General features: G+C 28.2%; 15 protein-coding genes and 1 tRNA gene. 10 read left to right on the top strand and 6 right to left on the bottom strand.

Annotation, left to right across the window (positions count from 1 at the left end; translation table 11 throughout):
* Nucleotides 1–5: 5 nt before the first annotated feature.
* Nucleotides 6–1691, top strand: a complete 1686-nt coding sequence (gene metG / locus H0H73_RS01555; protein ID WP_185851897.1) for a methionine--tRNA ligase — start codon at nt 6–8, stop codon at nt 1689–1691.
* A gap of 29 nt (nt 1692–1720) precedes the next feature.
* Here metG and H0H73_RS01550 read toward each other — a convergent pair.
* From H0H73_RS01550 to H0H73_RS01530, 5 genes are all read right to left on the bottom strand, one after another.
* Nucleotides 1721–1808, bottom strand: a tRNA-Ser gene (locus H0H73_RS01550).
* Nucleotides 1809–1811: 3 nt separating this feature from the next.
* Nucleotides 1812–3050 carry a diaminopimelate decarboxylase gene (lysA, locus tag H0H73_RS01545; protein ID WP_394798675.1) on the bottom strand — a complete coding sequence of 413 codons (1239 nt, stop codon included), beginning with the start codon at nt 3048–3050 and terminating at the stop codon, nt 1812–1814.
* A 3-nt stretch (nt 3051–3053) separates the two neighbouring features.
* A complete protein-coding gene (gene lon / locus H0H73_RS01540; RefSeq protein WP_185851896.1) occupies nt 3054–5456 on the bottom strand; it encodes an endopeptidase La in 2403 nt (800 codons plus the stop codon).
* A 147-nt stretch (nt 5457–5603) separates the two neighbouring features.
* Complete coding sequence (gene ligA, locus H0H73_RS01535; RefSeq protein WP_185851895.1) at nt 5604–7619, bottom strand: NAD-dependent DNA ligase LigA; 2016 nt, start codon at nt 7617–7619, stop codon at nt 5604–5606.
* A 10-nt stretch (nt 7620–7629) separates the two neighbouring features.
* A complete protein-coding gene (locus H0H73_RS01530; RefSeq protein ID WP_185851894.1) occupies nt 7630–8535 on the bottom strand; it encodes a N5-glutamine methyltransferase family protein in 906 nt (301 codons plus the stop codon).
* Nucleotides 8536–8648: 113 nt separating this feature from the next.
* Here H0H73_RS01530 and mnmE point away from each other — a divergent pair, with 113 nt between their 5' ends.
* From mnmE to rplI, 5 genes are read left to right on the top strand one after another with little or no spacing between them, the layout of a single operon-like run.
* Entirely contained in the window at nt 8649–10040 is a 1392-nt protein-coding gene (mnmE, locus tag H0H73_RS01525; RefSeq protein WP_185851893.1) for a tRNA uridine-5-carboxymethylaminomethyl(34) synthesis GTPase MnmE, read from the top strand.
* Between the two features lie 9 nt (nt 10041–10049).
* Nucleotides 10050–11558 (top strand): glutamate--tRNA ligase, encoded by a 1509-nt coding sequence (gene gltX, locus H0H73_RS01520; protein WP_185851892.1) that lies wholly within the window; start codon nt 10050–10052, stop codon nt 11556–11558.
* Nucleotides 11559–11618: 60 nt separating this feature from the next.
* On the top strand, nt 11619–11969 hold the full coding sequence (gene rpsF / locus H0H73_RS01515) for a 30S ribosomal protein S6 (protein ID WP_185851891.1): 351 nt from the start codon (nt 11619–11621) through the stop codon (nt 11967–11969).
* On the top strand, nt 11966–12268 hold the full coding sequence (rpsR, locus tag H0H73_RS01510; RefSeq protein ID WP_185851890.1) for a 30S ribosomal protein S18: 303 nt from the start codon (nt 11966–11968) through the stop codon (nt 12266–12268). Before rpsF ends, rpsR begins: the two co-directional genes overlap by 4 nt.
* A 2-nt stretch (nt 12269–12270) precedes the next feature.
* Nucleotides 12271–12723: a 50S ribosomal protein L9 gene (gene rplI / locus H0H73_RS01505; RefSeq protein WP_185851889.1), complete on the top strand. Its 453-nt coding sequence runs from the start codon at nt 12271–12273 to the stop codon at nt 12721–12723.
* On the opposite strand, the gene H0H73_RS01500 is transcribed toward rplI, so the two are convergent.
* On the bottom strand, nt 12709–14049 hold the full coding sequence (locus H0H73_RS01500; RefSeq protein ID WP_185852459.1) for an Nramp family divalent metal transporter: 1341 nt from the start codon (nt 14047–14049) through the stop codon (nt 12709–12711). The two genes, rplI and H0H73_RS01500, sit on opposite strands and share 15 nt — an antisense overlap.
* Nucleotides 14050–14235: 186 nt before the next feature.
* On the opposite strand from H0H73_RS01500, the gene H0H73_RS01495 reads away from it, so the two are divergent.
* The 4 genes from H0H73_RS01495 to H0H73_RS01480 are packed head-to-tail and all read left to right on the top strand — an operon-like array spanning nt 14236 to nt 18160.
* Nucleotides 14236–15075 carry a prephenate dehydratase gene (locus H0H73_RS01495; protein WP_185852457.1) on the top strand — a complete coding sequence of 280 codons (840 nt, stop codon included), beginning with the start codon at nt 14236–14238 and terminating at the stop codon, nt 15073–15075.
* Nucleotides 15075–16226, top strand: a complete 1152-nt coding sequence (locus tag H0H73_RS01490; RefSeq protein ID WP_185852456.1) for a pyridoxal phosphate-dependent aminotransferase — start codon at nt 15075–15077, stop codon at nt 16224–16226. The genes H0H73_RS01495 and H0H73_RS01490 overlap by 1 nt, the downstream gene beginning before the upstream one ends.
* On the top strand, nt 16223–17071 hold the full coding sequence (locus H0H73_RS01485; RefSeq protein ID WP_185852454.1) for a prephenate dehydrogenase: 849 nt from the start codon (nt 16223–16225) through the stop codon (nt 17069–17071). The genes H0H73_RS01490 and H0H73_RS01485 overlap by 4 nt, the downstream gene beginning before the upstream one ends.
* Nucleotides 17072–17086: 15 nt before the next feature.
* Entirely contained in the window at nt 17087–18160 is a 1074-nt protein-coding gene (locus H0H73_RS01480) for a bifunctional 3-deoxy-7-phosphoheptulonate synthase/chorismate mutase type II (RefSeq protein WP_185852452.1), read from the top strand.

The raw sequence follows: 18160 nt of genomic DNA, 5'->3' as shown, positions 1-18160 counted from the left end.
CTATTATGAAAAAATCAAATAAATATACAGTTACTGCTGCTTTACCTTATGCAAATGGACCAATTCATATAGGACATTTGGCAGGAGTTTATTTTCCTGCAGATGTTTTTGTTCGTTATCTTAGACGAAATAAAATAGATGTTATTTTTATATGTGGATCGGATGAACATGGAGTCCCTATTGCTATGCAAGCTAAAAAAGAAAAAAAAACTCCTCAAAAAATAGTGAATAAGTATCATTATATGATTAAAGATTGTTTTAATAATTTTGGGATACAGTTTGATAACTATTCCAGGACCTCTACAAAAATTCATCACGAAATTTCTACTTCTTTTTTTAAAAAACTTAATGAAAAAAAAAAAATTTTTGAAAAAGAATCTGAACAATATTATGATAAAAAAGCTAAACAATTTTTAGCAGATCGGTATATATCAGGGACATGTCCTCATTGCAAAAATGAAGAAGCTTATGGAGATCAATGCGAAAATTGTGGAAGGGCGTTAATCCCTGAAGATTTAATATATCCCAAATCGACTATAAGTGGAAGCTTTCCAGTTTTGAAAAAAACTAAACATTGGTACTTTCCTTTAAATCAATATCAAAAATTCTTGGAAAAATGGATTTTAATTAATCATAAAAAAGATTGGAAAGTTAATGTATATGGACAAGCAAAATCTTGGTTAGATCAAGGATTAAAACCTCGTGCTATAACAAGAGATTTAAATTGGGGAGTTCCTGTTCCCCAGTATAAAGGAAAAGTTCTGTATGTATGGTTTGAAGCCCCTATAGGATATATTTCTGCTACTATAGAATGGGCTAAACAAAAAAAAATAGATTGGAAACCTTATTGGAAAGATGAAAATACAAAATTAATTCAGTTTATAGGAAAAGATAATATTGTTTTTCACTGCATTATTTTTCCAGTTATACTTAAAGCATGTAATAGTGGGTATATCCTTCCAGATCAAATATTAGCTAATGAATTTCTTCATTTGGAAAATAAAAAAATATCTACTTCTAAAAATTGGGCAGTATGGGGGCATGAATATTTAAAAGATTTTCCAAATCAACAGGATCCCCTTCGTTATATTCTCATAGATAATATGCCTGAAAAAAAAGATAATAATTTTAATTGGAAGAATTTTCAAAGGAAAAATAATACTGAATTGGTTGCTATATTAGGAAATTTTGTCAATAGAAGTCTAACTTTAATACAAAAGTACAATAAAGGCATGGTTCCTCATCCTGAAATGTTGTCTATAAAGGATAAAAATATTTTAACAAAAATTAAAGATTATCCAGAACATATAGGAAACTTAATTGAATCCTATCAATTTCGAGAATCTTTAGCATGTTTTATGGATTTAGCTAGACTAGGAAACAAATATTTAACAGAAGAAGAACCTTGGAATAAAAAAAAAGAAAAACGTGTCAATACCATACTTTATGTATCGCTGCAAATTGTTGGTATGTTAGCTCAATTATCAGAACCTTTTCTTCCATATACGGCAAAAAAATTGTTAGACATGCTTCGTTTGAAAACTTTTTTTTGGAATAAAATAAAAAACATAAAAGAAATTTTATGTCCAGGACATGTGTTAGGTAAGACTACATTTTTATTTAAAAAAATAAGCAACAAAAGTATTGAAAAACAAATGAAAAAACTGAAAAAATATAGTCATTCTAATTAACTAACTAACCGTAATCAGGGGGCAAGTCATGGCGGAGAGAGAGGGATTCGAACCCCCGGAGGTATCACCCTCAACGGTTTTCAAGACCGCCGCAATTAACCACTCTGCCATCTCTCCAAATTACATGTGTATGTCCACTATGTTTCTAAGAAGATCTTGCATCGTTTCTCTTTTTCTTATAAGAAAATCTTTTCCCTTAAAAATCATAACTTCAGAAGGTCTATAACGAGAATTATAATTAGAAGACATAGAAAAACAGTAAGCTCCCGCATTTTTAATGCATAAAATATCTCCTTCACGGATTTCTTTAACTTTTCTATTAAACCCAAAGGTATCCGATTCGCAAATATATCCCACCACTGTGTAAAAACGAAAACGACCATTGGGATTCGAAATATTTTCAATACAGTGATAAGCATCATAAAACATAGGACGAAGAAAATGATTAAATCCTGAATCCACTCCAGCAAATACAGTAGAAGTAGTATGTTTAATGACATTTACACTAACTAAAAAATATCCAGATTCACTAACTATAAATTTACCTGGTTCAAATATTAAAGTAATTTTACTTCCATAAGTTTTACAAAAATCTTCAAATTTTTCTGTAATATAGTAACTTAAATAATTAAGATCCGTTTTTATATCATTTTTTGTGTATGGAACTTTAAAACCACTTCCAAAATCAATATAATCAAGATTGGGAAAATCAATAGCTGTTTGAAATAATACTTTAGCTCCTGCTAAAAAGGCTTTCACATTTGATATATCAGATCCTGTATGCATATGAAATCCTTCTATTTTAAGTCCTGTATTTTTTAATATTCTTTTCATATGAGGAATTTGATAATAAGAAATACCAAATTTAGAATCAATATGTCCTACTGAAATTTTATAATTTCCTCCCGCCATAATATGCGGATTAATTCTGATTCCTATTGCATAATCAGGGTAATATTCTCCAAATTGTTCTAAAATGGACAAATTATCTAGATTTATTCTAACTCCGAAACCAACAGCCTTTTTTATTTCTTGAATAGAAACACAATTAGGTGTGAATATAATTCTTTTAGGATGAAAACCTGCTTTTAATCCTAGTTCTACTTCTTGAATAGACACGGTGTCTAATCCACTTCCCAATTTTTGCAAAAATTTTAATATATTCAGATTAGTATTAGCTTTACAGGCATAATTAATGATTAAATTTTTTATACCACTAAAAGCATTTTTCATCTTTATATATTGTTTCTTTATTTTGCAAGAATCGTATACGTAAAGTGGAGTTCCATATTTTTTTGCGAGTTGAATTAAGTATTCTCTATGAACTGGGGTGCTCTTATTTTTTAATTCATGCATCATAATTTACAACAAAGATAAATGAATCACATCATTCATATTTCTAACATAATCAAAGGTTAATCCTTTTAAGTGTTCGGGTTTAATTTCCTCTACATCTTTTTTATTATCCTGTGAAAGAATAATTTCTTTAATATTAGCACGTTTAGCTGCTAGAATTTTTTCTTTAATTCCACCAACAGGAAGAACTTTACCTCTTAGAGTTATTTCTCCTGTCATAGCTAGATGAGGCCTTAACTTTCTTTTAGTAAAACTTGATACTAGAGATGTTAACATTGTTATTCCTGCAGATGGGCCATCTTTAGGAACTGCTCCTTCAGGAACATGAACATGGACATTTTTTTCTTCAAACATTATAGGGTCTATGTTAAATTCTTTATAATGAGCTTTAATATATTGCAAAGCAATTGTTGCAGATTCTTTCATAACCTCACCTAAATTACCAGTAATACTTAAATGTCCTTTCCCTTTAGATAAACTAGATTCAATATATAAAATATCTCCCCCAAAATGAGTCCAAGCTAAACCAGTTACCACACCTGGAACATTATTTTCTTCATAACGATCTGGATCATTTGGAATTCCAAGAATGTTTTCTATTTTTTCAATACTCAAATGCTTTACATATTTTTTGTTCATGGCGATATGTTTAGCGACATAACGTGCTAATTTAGCAATATGTTTTTCCAAAGTTCTCAATCCAGATTCTCTTGTATAACTTTCAATTACTTTTTCTATTTGTTTCGTCCCAAGTACTAAATCTGATTTTTTTAACCCATTTTCCTTCAATTGTTTAGGTAATATGTGTTTTTTTACAATTTGCGTTTTTTCTTCTACAGTATATCCATTCATTTCTATAACTTCCATTCTATCTATTAGAGCTGGTTGAATATGGGAAAGAGAATTTGCTGTAGCAATAAATAATACTTTTGATAAATCGTAACCCATTTCTAAAAAATTATCGTAAAATGAGGTATTTTGTTCCGGATCTAAAACTTCTAACATGGCAGAAGAAGGATCACCATTTGTCCCTATCCCCATTTTATCTATTTCGTCTATAACAAAAACGGGATTTGAAGTTCCTACTTTTCGAATAGATTGTAATAGCCGACCAGGCATGGCTCCTATATAAGTCCTTCTGTGTCCCCTGATTTCTGATTCATCATGCAATCCTCCCAAAGAAATACGAACGTATTTTCTTTTCAATGCAGTAGCTATAGATCTCCCCAAAGAAGTTTTACCGACTCCAGGTGGACCGTAAAAACATAAAATAGGAGAACGCATATCTCCCCTTAATTTTAATACAGCTAAATACTCTATAATACGTTCTTTTACTTTTTCCAGTCCATAGTGATCTCTGTCTAATATTTTTTGTGCATATTCTAAATCAAAACTATCTTTTGAGTATCTTCCCCAAGGAAGATCAATCATTAATTCCAGATAATTTCTTTGTACCGTATATTCTGGCATTTGAGGATTAGTTCTTTGCATTTTTAGCAATTCCCTATCAAACTGTTTTTTTGCTTCCTTTGGCCATTTTTTTCTGGAAGCTTTAGCTCTCATTTCATCTATTTCTTTTTCATAAGATATATCTCCTAGTTCTTCTTGTATGGCTTTAATCTGCTGATGCAAAAAATATTCTCTTTGTTGCTGATCCATATCACTACGAACACGGGATTGAATATCGTTTTTTAATTTAATTTGTTGATGTTCTACGTTTAGAAAACGCAATGTTTCCATTGCTCTTTTTTTCAAATCATCGTATTCTAACAATTTTTGCTTATCTCTAGTAGCTAAATTCATATTAGCTGCTACAAAATTTATTAAAAAAGAAGGACTTTCTATATTACGAATAGCAATGCTTGCTTCTGATGGAATATTAGGGTTATCTTGAATAATTTTTATAGCTATTTCCTTTATAGATTCTACTAAAGCAAGGTATTCTTTATCCTTACAGGAAGGTTTATTTTCTTCTAACGCTATAATTTCTGCTTTAAAATATGGATCATTTTGAATAAAACGATTGACTTTAAATCTTCTTTTTCCCTGCAAAATAACGGTGGTATTTCCATCAGGCATTTTCAATAATTTCAATATTTTAGCAACTGTTCCAATAGAATACAAATCTTTTTCACTAAGGTTTTCTATTCCAGAATTTTTTTGTGTTAATACTCCAACTGTTTTATCTAATCCATAAGCATCTTGTAACAATTGGATGGATCCACTTTTTCCTGCTATAATTGGAAAAACGATTCCAGAATACAAAACCATATTTTTTACTGTTAAGATACATAGTTGTTCAGGGATATCGTCTTTAAGTAACTGATCTTCTTCGTCTTGACTCATTAAGGGAATAAACTCAGCTTCAGACTCGAATCCAGATTCTGTAAATATATTTTTTAATAACATAAAAAAAATAGATTTCTGACTCAAATGATGAATTAACTCTTAGTAAGAATTAATCTCCACTTATAAATTAAATATACTGTTTTCTATATGAAAAACAAAACCATCTATACGTACTTAAATTAAGTACTGGTAATCGTTAAAATTGATTTATTTTTTATTTTTTTCTTTTTGAAGCATATCCAAAAAAATATGTTCTGTCAAAATTTTTACGTGATTTTTTTTCATACTTTTTTTTAATTTGGAACCAAAATTTTTTCCAACTACTATGAAATTAATTTTTTTATTTACAGTATTATATACTATTCCACCTAAAAATTCTACTATATTTTTAGCTTCATTACGGGTCATACAAGATAATTTTCCTGTAAATACAAAAGATTTTCCTTCAATCAAAGAATACTTTTGTATCATAGGATATTTAGGATATTTAGAAACATGTAATCCATATTTTACAAGCATCTTAACTATGGATTGATGTTCCGTAATTGAAAAATAAGTAATGATACTTTTTGCAATTTTTTTTCCTATACCAGGAATAGAAATTAAATAATTGTAATTTGCATGTATTAAAGAATTGATTTCAGAAAAATTATCTGTTAATTTTTTGGAAATATATTCTCCTACATGAGGAATTCCTAAAGCAAATAATACTCTGCAATAGGGATTTGCTTTAGATTTTTCTATATTATTCAAAATTCCACATGCCAATTTTTCTTTGATTCCATCAATTTGAAGTAATTCTTTTTTTTTCAATTCATATAAATCATAAAAACTATATAAAAAACCTTTTTTGTATAGTTTATGTATCATTTTTTCTCCAATCTTTTTTATGTTCATAACACTTACAAAGTGTGTTATTTTTTCTATTCTTTGAGAGAAACAGTTTTGATTAGTACAGTAGAATAATTCATTTCTTTTTGTTAAAATGCTATTACATGATGGACATTTTTTTAAAAAAAATACAGGAACGGTTTTATTCAATCTTTTTTTGATGTTTATTTCTGTGACTTTTGGAATAATATCCCCTCCTTTTTCTAATAAAAGTGTATCTCCATAATGAATTCCCATTTTTCGTATGAAACTATCATTATAAAGTGCGACTCTTTTGATTATGGTTCCAGAAATTAAAAGAGGCACTACATTGGCTACAGGAGTAATGATTCCCGTACGTCCTACTTGAAAGGCTATACTTAATAATTTGGTTTCAGACAATTTTTGTCTAAACTTGTAAGCAATAGCCCAACGTGGATATTTATTGGTAAATCCTAAAAGGGATTGTTTTTGATATTCATTGACTTTAATTACTATTCCGTCTGTCTGATAAGGGAGTTTATTTTTACTTATCTTCCAAAAGTCTATAAAATGGAAAACTTCTTTTATGTTCCTACAAAAACGTGCTATTTTCGGAGCTTGAAATCCCCAATATTTTATGTATTTTATAGCTGCATATTGTGTATGAAAAGGTAAATTATTTCCTACAACATGAAATACTATACAAAATAAATCTCTTTTACGTACTTCTTGTATATTCTGAATTTTCAGTGTTCCACTAGCCGTATTTCTTGGATTGGCATAAGGGGATTGTCCATTTTTGATACGTTGTTTATTAATTTCTATAAAACTCTTTATAGGAATAAAAATTTCTCCACGTACCTCAATATATGTAGGATAGTTATTCCCTCTTAATTTTAAAGGAATATATTTTATCGTTTTTATATTTTTTGTGACATCTTCTCCTTGTTCTCCATCACCACGAGTAACCGCATTTGTTAAAAATCCGTTTTTATAAATCAAATTAATAGATACTCCATCATATTTTGGTTCACATACAAAAGATAAAGAATGAACTGATTTACTGATTTTTTTTTTCCAAATCATCAATTCTTTTTTAGAATAGGTATTTTGAATAGAGTACATTTTGTATTTATGAAAAACAGTAGAAACATAGTCTGTTTTAGGGACTTCTGCTCCTATTTTTATTGTAGGAGAAGTCGGATCCTGTAATTCAGGATATTTTTTCTCTAAAAAAGATAATTCTTTTAATTTTTTATCGAAATGATAATCTGATATCACGGAAGTATCCAAATTATAATATTGATCATTATATTTTAACAATTTTTTTCTAAGTTGATATATTTTTTTTTCTATTTCTATTTTTTCCATATTGTTTTTATTATTCGTTTGCGTAATAAACTCCACGAACCATTCTGAAATAGCCTTGAAAATCTTTTTTTATTTCTATATTTAGAAACCCTATTTTTTTCATAAAATCAATAATATCTAAATAGATAAATTGGTTTATTTCAAAATAAACATAAACAATTCCAGTTAGTCTTTTTTTGATCCAAAAAGAAATTTTTTTATAAAAAATCAAAGGATCCTCGTCAGGAACAAATAGAGCTTTATAAGGTTCATATTGAACAATATTTGGATGTAGGAGTTTTTTTTCAGATAGTCTTACATAAGGAGGATTACTTACGATAATGTTTACATAATTTTTATTCATTTTTGGGGGTATGTATGTTACATCTTTCAAGATATCTATGTTTTTTAATGTAATTTTTACATTATGTAATTTCGCATTTTTACAAGCTATATCAAGAGCTTCTTGATCAGAATCAATGGCAAAAATGTGTATAATTTCAGGTTTTTTCTTTTTTAAAGTAATACTAATGCATCCGCTTCCTGTTCCAATATCAAATACTTGAACGGGGGTATCATGATTGTAATCTTTATGATCCTGATCCTGTAGAATCCAGTATACAAGTTCTTCCGTTTCTGGTCTTGGAATGAATACTTTTTCATTAACTATGAATTTCATACCAAAAAAGTAGGATTGACCAATTACATATTGTATGGGTCTATTATTTTTTAATTCCCATAATTTTTTTATTAATTGATTGTAAGTAAAAAAATTTATTTTTTCTTTTTTACTTAATCGCAATAAAATAGTTGTTTTATCACATTGAAAAATATGGGTAGTGAGTAAAAAAAAGATACTTTCTAACTCCTTAGGTTCTGGATATAAATATTGAAGAGTGTTTTGAAATATACGGTAAAATTTGTAAAAAGATTCCATATGAATAAATTAAAATGATGCAAATTTCAAAAAAAATACTTATTTTATGGATAGATATAGATAGATAAATTAAGAATTGTATGTTTTTTGTTATACATCATACGTAATTTTTTATGTTAGATTTAGATGGAGATCCCATTGTTGCTTTAGCAACTCCTATTGGATCTAGTGCTATTTCTGTTATTCGTATTTCTGGAAAAAATTCCATATCTATTGTTGAAAATATTTTTGTTTCTATTAAATCTGGCAAAAAACTGGAAAACCAATCTACACATACAATTCATTTAGGATATGTTGTAGCAGAAAATAATAATTTATTAGATCAAGTTTTAGTTTCTATTTTCAAATCTCCTTTTTCTTATACAGGAGAGAATATGATAGAAATTTCTTGTCATGGATCTTGTTATATTCAACAACAGATTTTGCAATTGCTCATTAGAAAAGGAATACGTTTGGCTCGTCCTGGAGAATTTACATTGCGTGCTTTTATCAATAAAAAAGTAGATTTATCACAAGCTGAAGCTATAGCTGATTTGATTGTATCTGAAAATAAAATTTTTCATGAAATATCTTTACAACAGATCAAAGGAACATTGTCTAACACTATTAAGGATTTAAGGAAAAAATTATTGGATTTTGCATCTTTACTAGAATTGGAATTGGATTTTTCTGAAGAAAATGTGATTTTTGCTAAAAGATCAGAACTTTTTTCTTTTTTACAAGAATTAGAAGGGACTTTAAAAGATTTAATTGAATCTTTTTCGTTAGGAAATGCTATAAAAAAAGGAATTTATGTGGTCATTATTGGAGAACCCAATGTGGGGAAATCTACTTTTTTTAATCAGGTAATTCAGGAAGACCGTTCCATTATATCCGATATAGAAGGAACAACTAGAGATTGTGTGGAAGGAGAAATCATTTTGGATGGAATTCTTTTTCATTTTTTGGATACAGCAGGAATTAGAAAAACTAAAGATCCTATAGAAATTATGGGAGTGGAAAAAACCATGAAAAAAATGGAAGAGGCTCAAGTCATATTATATATTTTTGATTCTTCAAATAAAGAAAAAAAAAAAATTATTAGTGATATTAAAAAAATTCACAAAAAATATCCATTAAAAAATATTTTTTCCATAGCGAATAAATCAGATATATCTCCTCTTCATGATTTTGAAAATTTCGATTCAAAAATTCCTTATTTTTTTGAAATTTCATCAAAAAATTATCATGATGTAAAAAGGGTACTCAATGCTTTGAGTTCTTTATTTTTGGATAAATTAAAGGGAAAAAAAATAGTGGTAACACAAGATAGACATTATGAAGCTTTAAAACTATCGTTAATAGAAATATCATTGGCACATAATGCTTTTAATAAAGGAATTTCAGTAGATTTAGTATCAATATATATTAAAGATGCATTACGGTATTTAGGAAAAATTACGGGAGAAATCACAAGTGAAGATATACTCAAAAATATTTTTTCAAAATTTTGTATTGGAAAATAAATTAAATTTATGTCACTACATTCTGTAAGAGTTCGTTTTGCCCCTAGTCCTACAGGCCCACTGCACTTAGGTGGAATCAGAACCGCATTATATAATTATCTTTTTGCTAAAAAACATGGCGGAACATTTGTGCTTAGAATAGAAGATACTGATCGAAAAAGATTCGTTGAAAATTCTGAATCGTATATTTTGGAGGCATTAAAATGGTGTCAGATAGAACCTGATGAAGGGGTTGGGTATGGGGGGTCTTATTCTCCTTATTTTCAATCTAAAAGGGGGGATATATATCATATGTATATCAATAAATTGTTAAAAAGAGGCTATGCTTATTATGCTTTTGATACAAATCAAGATATTGATAAAAAAAGAAAAGAATATAATCATCGTGGATTGACTTTTTCTTATAATTCTAGAATTAGAATGAAACTGAACAATTCTTTAACTATGACAAAAGAACAATTACATGATAAATTGCGATCTTGTTCTTATGTGATTCGATTTAAAATAGAACCTGGAGAAAAATTGAAAATGCATGATATAATACGTGGCAATATAATTGTTAATACAGATCATTTAGACGATAAAATTTTGTTAAAATCTGATGGAGGAGCTACTTATCATTTAGCTAATACAATAGACGATTATTTAATGAAAATTACTCATGTGATAAGAGGAGAAGAATGGCTTCCATCTATGTCTTTGCATGTATTGTTATATAGGGCTTTGGGGTGGACTCCTCCTAATTTTGCACATTTACCTTTAATTTTAAAAAATAATGGAAAAGGAAAAATTAGTAAAAGAAACACAAATAGCTTAAATTCCCCTATATATCCTATACAATGGGAAATTCCAAAAACAAAAATTATCTTACCAGGATATAGGGAATTAGGTTATTTTCCAGAAGCGTTTGTGAATATGCTAGCTTTATTAGGATGGAATCCTGGAGGTGAAAGGGAAATTTTTTCTTTACAAGAATTAATCAATTTATTTTCTTTAGAAAAAATAACTAAATCTGGTGTTTATTTTGATATAAAAAAAGCAAATTGGTTCAATAAAAAATATTTAAATGAAAAAAAAAAAGAAATATTTGCATTTCTTTCCAAAAAAATCAAAACACATTCTATTTCATGCAAAACAGATTATTTATGGAAAGTAATCCATTTAACAATGAATCGGATTCATTTTATTCATGAAATATGGGAACATTCTTTTTATTTTTTTATTTCTCCTAGTTCTTATGAAGCTAATTTTTTTAATAAAATTTGTCATGAAAATACCATTCTTCAATTAAAAAATGCCAAAATATTGTTATATAATATGAATCAATTTACATCTGTAAATTTGAGATTTTTGTTTCAAACAATAAAAAATAAACATCAAATCATGCAATTATTTCGTTTAGCTGTAGTGGGGATTCTAAAAGGAATTGATATTTTCATAATTTTTGAAATACTAGGAAAAGAAGAAAGTATACGACGTATCGAAAAACTGATCAATCAAATCAAAGAAAAAATTTAGAATCTTTTTGAAAAAAGAACATAAAAATATAGATTTACATTTTCGTAAAAAAAAAATTCAATGTTTAACCATTATGAAAATGTTATAATAATAACTCCTATACTATCTGATGATCAAGCAAAAGAAACAGCAAAAGAATATGAAAATTATATCATACAAAAAAAAGGAAAAATCGTTCACCAGGAACATTGGGGATTAAAGAAACTAGCTTATCCCATTCAAAAAAAACAAAGCGGATGTTATCACTTGTTTGAATTTTTGTTAAATTCTGATTTAGTTTCTGATTTAGAATTGAAATTAAGGCAAGATGAGCGTATTTTACGTTTTATAACTGTAAAATTAAATAAACATGGAATAGAATATGCTGAAAAAAGAAGAACAAAATTGTTAAAAAAAGATGAAGAATTATGATATTAGAGGAACCCCATAAACATGCAAAACAAGTAGTAGATAATGAATTAAGATATTTATCTCCTATTAAAATAGAAACAAAAGTAGAAAAAAAATATTGCTTTTTTGAAAAAAGAAATATTAAATATATAGATTATAAAGATCCTACATTTTTAATAAAATTTCTGAATGCGCAAGGAAAAATTTTACCACGTCGTATTACAGGCACTTTACAAAAAAATCAAAATAAATTAAATGCAGCTATTAAGAGATGTAGACAGATTGGCCTTTTACCTTTTGTGACAGATGATTTAAGATAAAAATGAAAATTATCCTCAAAAAAGACATAGAAAATTTAGGGTTTCAATACGATGAATTAGATGTAAAACCTGGTTATGCTAGAAACTATCTTATTCCTAAAGGGTATGCTGTTTTAGCTTTACCTGGAACTATAAAAAATACTCATGAAATATTGAAACAACGTTCTAAAAAAGAAAGTTTTTTAATTGAAAAATCGAAAGAAATAGAAAATAAATTAAAAAAATTAACTATTAAAATCCCAGTTAAGGTAGGTAAAGGGGGAAAACTTTTTGGTTCCATTAATAATCAATATATTATGAAAATTTTGAATAAAGAAGGAATTTCTATAGATAAAAAATTTATTAGAATACTTGGAAATAAAGTAATTAAAACAATAGGAAAACATCAGGTAAATATCCGTTTACATCGAAAATGCGAGTTTACATTAAATTTTGAAGTATTATCTTCTTCCTAATAAAGTATCATATAATAAAAATAAATTGAGCAATACAATGATGATGGTAATAAACCAAGCTGATATTTTTAAAATAGGCCCATTGACAAATGGTCCCATTTTTTCATAATCTCCTGTAAAATTAACTAATGGAACAATAGCAAAACTTAGTTGTACTGATAAAATAATTTGACTAATTATTAATAATTCAGTTGTTCCTTTTTCTCCATAAAAAATAGAAACAATCATAGCTGGAACAATAGCTATAAGTCTTGTTATTAATCTTCTAATCCAAGGTTTTAATTTTAAATTCAGAAAGCCTTCCATGACTATTTGTCCAGATAGAGTTCCAGTTAATGTTGAATTTTGTCCTGATGCTAGTAAAGCTAATGCAAAAAAAACTCCAGCCAGACTAGAACCCAGTATAGGAGTTAGAAGTTTGTGAGCATCCATGATGTCTGCGACTTCTGTATGTCCCGCTTTATGAAAAGTGGAAGCAGATAAAATTAATATAGCTGCATTGATAAAAAATGCTAAGGATAAAGATAAAGTACTGTCTATGGTCGCATATTTTATCGCCATTTTTTTTCCTTCAATAGTACGTGGATAATCTCTGGTTTGTATAATGCTTGAGTGAAGGTAAAGATTGTGTGGCATTACCGTTGCTCCTAATATTCCTATAGATATATAGAAAGAATGCGAATTTTTCATAATTTCAGGGGTAGGTATAATTCCTTTTAATATGGGAAAGATTTCAGGTTTGGAACTAATAATTTCAAAACTAAAACAAACTAAAATTGTAAAAATTAAAGCAGCTACTACACTTTCAATATATCTAAAACCTTTAGATTGGAAAAATAAAATAATAAAAACATCTATAGCTGTAATCAATACACCCCATGTAATGGGAATGCCAAAAAGCAATTTTAAGGCTAATACGGAACCAATGATTTCAGCTAAATCGCAAGCGGAAATAGCAATTTCACATAATATCCATAGGATAAAACTAATAAAGGGAGGATAATGATCTCTACAAGCTTGTGCTAAGTCTCTTTCACAAACAATTCCTAATTTCAAAGCTAAATGTTGCAAAATAATGGCAAAAAAATTGGATATAAAAATGACGGATAAAAGCATATAACCAAATTTAGCTCCTCCAGCAATATCTGTTGCCCAATTTCCTGGATCCATATATCCTACAGCAATTAATAATCCTGGACCAGTAAAAGCAAAAAGTTTTTTCCATATTCCTTTCTGTTTAGGAACAGAAACGGAAGAAAAAACTTCCGAAAGAGAAGGATGCTTGTTTTCATTCCTCCATCCTATAGAAGATTTTTTCTTTTTCATAATGAAATAATAGAATACGAAAATATAAAGTTAACCGTTTTAATCTTTTTGTTGTCTATTCATATTTGATCACTTAAATTATATATACATATAAATTGAAAAAATTGTATAAAATGGAATAATTTTTTATATTTGCTTCAAATTTTTCCGCTCAATTGATAGTAGTTCAATCTTTTTTTTGATTTCATGAAAAAAATAGGGATACAAGGGGTTAAGGGATGTTTTCATCATGCAGCTGTTTCCAGATATTTTGAAGGATGTAATTATAAGTTGATGGAATGTTCTTCTTTTAGAGAATTGGCTATTTCCGTTGCAAAATCTAATGTAGATCTTGGAGTAATGGCTATAGAAAATACCATAGCAGGTACGATATTGACGAATTACAGTCTTTTATCTGAATATAATTTAAAAATAGTGGGAGAAATATATATGCCGATACAACATCATCTCATGGCTCCCCCCGGACAAAATATAGAAAATATTAAGGAAATATATTCTCATCCTATGGCTATTTTACAATGTGAATTGTTCATAGATGCACATCCTGATATAAAAATATCTGAATATTCAGATACAGCTGCTGCTGCTAAATATATTTCTATATGCAAAAAAAAAGGCTTAGCTGCAATAGCGTCTGAAAATGCGGCTCAAGAATATGGTCTGGAAATCATTTCCAAGAATATACAAACTATTACAAGCAATTTTACTAGATTTTTCGTCATTAAAAATTGTTATAAACAAGAAAATGATTATTTTAATAAAGCTTCATTAATATTCAAAATATTGCATACTACTGGTAGTTTATCTCAGATATTGAGTTTTATATCTAGTCTTGGAATTAACATGACGAAAATACAATCTATCCCTATCATACAAAGACCTTGGGAATATTCATTTTATGTGGATATTATATTCAGCAATATAAAAGATTATGAAAAAATGAAAAAACAAATACAAGAAATTCCCTGTATTCATCAATTTTCTATTATGGGAGAATATAAAAATGGTAGAATAAGATCTTTATAATGATTCTAGCAGCAAAAAGAACGCATAAAATATCGGAATACTTTTTTTCCGAAAAAATGAAGGAAATATATAATCTTGAAAAAAATGGTGTAAAAATTATAAATTTAGGAATTGGAAATCCTGATCTTCTTCCTCCACATAGTGTTGTACATAAAATGAAAAAAGCATCAGAATTGAAGCATGCTAATACTTATCAAAGCTACATTGGAATAGAAGAATTGCGGAATGCCATTTCTAATTGGTATAAAAAAGTATATCAAGTTGATGTAAATCCTAAAAATGAAATTTTACCATTAATGGGTTCTAAAGAAGGAATTATGCATATAAGTATGTCTTATTTAGATAAAGGAGATGAGGTATTAATTCCCGATCCTGGATATCCTACTTATTCCTCTATATCAAAACTTTTAGAAGCAAAAATTATATATTATGATCTTGATGAGGATGAAAATTGGATTCCTAGACTGGAAAATATACCTATATCTAGGTCAAAAGCCAAGATTATGTGGATTAACTATCCTCACATGCCTACGGGAGCAACAATTGTTTTTGAAAGATTAGAAGAAATTGTTCTATTTGCGAAAAAAAATCGTGTATTACTCGTTCATGACAATCCTTATAGTTTTATATTGAACCAGGAACGTCCTTTAAGTATTTTTAATGTGAAAGGGGCTAAAGATATAGCTTTGGAATTAAATTCTTTAAGTAAAAGTTACAATATGCCTGGATGGCGTGTTGGAATGATAATAGGAAAAAAAGAATTTATTCAGAATATATTGAAAATAAAAAGTCAAATGGATTCTGGGATGTATTATCCCATACAAATTGGAGCCATAGAAGCTATGAATCATGATTCAGAATGGGTTGAAAAATTGAATATAGAATATATAAAACGAAAAAAAATTATATGGGAAATATGTGATTATTTAAATTTAAAATATGCGAAAAAAAGTTCTGGAATATTTGTTTGGGCAAAAATAACTGATGCAGATAAAAATGATTGTATATGGTCCGAAAAATTTCTCAAAACTTATCACATATTTGTGACACCTGGTAGAGTGTTTGGTCATAATGGAAAAGGATATGTAAGGTTTTCTATGTGTTGTCCAATAAAAATTTTGGAAGAGGCAAAAAATAGAATTTTTTCATGAATATTGGAATAATAGGATTAGGATTGATTGGAGGATCCATTGGTTTAGGATTGAGAAAATCCAATTTTGGAGATAAATTTTTAGGAACAGACTCTAATAAAGAAAATGCTTTACATGCTGTAAAACTTGGAATTGTAGATGAGATAATTCCTTTGCAGGATCTTGTTGTGCAATCTTCAGTAATTATTTTATCCATTCCTGTAGATGGAATAGATAAAATTCTTCCAAGTATTTTGAATAGAATCACTACGGATACAGTCATTTTAGATACTGGATCTACTAAATATGATATTTGTAATAGAATTTATTCTCATCCTAAAAGAAGTCGTTTTGTAGCTACACATCCGATTGCAGGAATTGAAAATTCTGGACCTATTTCAGCTTATTCTGATTTGTTTTATAAAAAAAAATGTATCATTTGTGATTCTGAACTGAGTGCTCCAGATGCAATCTCTATCGCTATAAAAATATATTCTGTTATGAACATGCGTATGATTTATATGACCTCTAAAGAACATGATTTATATATTGCTTATATATCTCATTTACCTCATGTGGTTTCCTTTTCTTTAGCGAGTACCGTTTTAAAAAAATTTAAAAATGAAGAGAAAGTTTTTAATAATATGATGGGAAGTGGATTAGATTCAACTACACGTTTAGCTAAAAGTAAACCTGAAACATGGTTGCCTATTTTTATTTCGAATAGAGAAAATATGATTCAAGCTATAGATTTTTATATTGATCATTTAAATAAATTTCGTAATTATTTAATAGACAAAAAATTTCATAAGATATATGAATATATGAAAAAGGCAAACGATATAAAAAATAAAAAATATGTGTAAATTAAATGTATTGTGATGGAAAAATTGAATAATAGTATAGACAGATCTTGGATTGATAAGTGGAATCAGCCTTTCATTATATCTGGGCCTTGCAGTGCAGAAAGTGAAGAACAAATATTAGAAACAGCCAATAGATTGAATCCTTCCTATGTTCAAGTATTTAGAGCTGGAATATGGAAACCGAGAACGAAACCCAATAATTTTGAGGGAATTGGAAGAAAAGGATTAGAATGGCTTCATAAGGTTAAAAATAGTACGGGATTAATGGTGGCAACAGAAATAGCAAATGCAGAACATGTGAAATTAGCCGTTTCTTTTGGAATAGATATTCTTTGGATAGGTGCTAGAAGCACAGCAAGTCCTTTTACAATTCAAGAAATAGCGGATGCTCTGGAAGGAGAAGAGAATAAAATCATTTTAGTAAAAAACCCCATTCATCCTGATATAGAATTATGGACCGGAGCTTTAGAACGTTTATTGGGAAAAGGAATTAGAAAATTAGGGGTCATACACCGTGGATTCTACACCTACAAAAACTCAAAATATCGCAATCAACCTAATTGGAATCTTTTGTTAAATTTTAGGAGCCTTCTTCCTAGAATTCCTATAATATGTGACCCTTCACACATTTGTGGAAATAAAGAAGGGATTTTGGATATAGCAAAAAAAGCTTATCATTTTCAATATGAAGGATTAATGGTAGAAAGTCATTGTGATCCTGATCATGCTTGGAGCGATGCTCAACAACAAATCACTCCCGAAAATCTTTTGGAAATGTTAAAAGAATTAACATATGTCGAAAAATGTGATCAAAAAAGTAAAAGATCTTTAGATTCTTTTAGAATTTTAATTGATGAACTAGATGAAAATATTATTACGCTTTTATCAGAAAGAATGAACGTTTCCAAAAAATTAGGATCTTTAAAAAAAGCTTCAGATATTGCTATTTTTCAACCCAGTAGATGGCAAGATATTATGAAAAAATCTCTTAATTTTGGTAAAAATTTAGGAATTTCTGAAGAATTACTTGAAAAAATTTTTAAACTATTACATCAAGAATCTATTAAAATTCAGAATCAAATTAGATAA

Origin of the sequence: Blattabacterium cuenoti (genome assembly GCF_014251335.1) — a bacterium.
Taxonomy (GTDB): Bacteria; Bacteroidota; Bacteroidia; order Flavobacteriales; family Blattabacteriaceae; genus Blattabacterium; species Blattabacterium cuenoti_G.
Note: the sequence above shows the minus strand (reverse complement) of the source record. Positions and strands in the feature narration are given on the sequence as shown.

Bases quoted from the DNA above. Each gene is read 5' to 3' on its own strand.
- metG (WP_185851897.1), top strand. From the start codon at position 6: ATGAAAAAATCAAATAAATATACAGTTACTGCTGCTTTACCTTATGCA.
- lysA (WP_394798675.1), bottom strand. From the start codon at position 3,050: ATGATGCATGAATTAAAAAATAAGAGCACCCCAGTTCATAGAGAATAC.
- lon (WP_185851896.1), bottom strand. From the start codon at position 5,456: ATGTTATTAAAAAATATATTTACAGAATCTGGATTCGAGTCTGAAGCT.
- ligA (WP_185851895.1), bottom strand. From the start codon at position 7,619: ATGGAAAAAATAGAAATAGAAAAAAAAATATATCAACTTAGAAAAAAA.
- H0H73_RS01530 (WP_185851894.1), bottom strand. From the start codon at position 8,535: ATGGAATCTTTTTACAAATTTTACCGTATATTTCAAAACACTCTTCAA.
- mnmE (WP_185851893.1), top strand. From the start codon at position 8,649: ATGTTAGATTTAGATGGAGATCCCATTGTTGCTTTAGCAACTCCTATT.
- gltX (WP_185851892.1), top strand. From the start codon at position 10,050: ATGTCACTACATTCTGTAAGAGTTCGTTTTGCCCCTAGTCCTACAGGC.
- rpsF (WP_185851891.1), top strand. From the start codon at position 11,619: ATGTTTAACCATTATGAAAATGTTATAATAATAACTCCTATACTATCT.
- rpsR (WP_185851890.1), top strand. From the start codon at position 11,966: ATGATATTAGAGGAACCCCATAAACATGCAAAACAAGTAGTAGATAAT.
- rplI (WP_185851889.1), top strand. From the start codon at position 12,271: ATGAAAATTATCCTCAAAAAAGACATAGAAAATTTAGGGTTTCAATAC.
- H0H73_RS01500 (WP_185852459.1), bottom strand. From the start codon at position 14,049: ATGAAAAAGAAAAAATCTTCTATAGGATGGAGGAATGAAAACAAGCAT.
- H0H73_RS01495 (WP_185852457.1), top strand. From the start codon at position 14,236: ATGAAAAAAATAGGGATACAAGGGGTTAAGGGATGTTTTCATCATGCA.
- H0H73_RS01490 (WP_185852456.1), top strand. From the start codon at position 15,075: ATGATTCTAGCAGCAAAAAGAACGCATAAAATATCGGAATACTTTTTT.
- H0H73_RS01485 (WP_185852454.1), top strand. From the start codon at position 16,223: ATGAATATTGGAATAATAGGATTAGGATTGATTGGAGGATCCATTGGT.
- H0H73_RS01480 (WP_185852452.1), top strand. From the start codon at position 17,087: ATGGAAAAATTGAATAATAGTATAGACAGATCTTGGATTGATAAGTGG.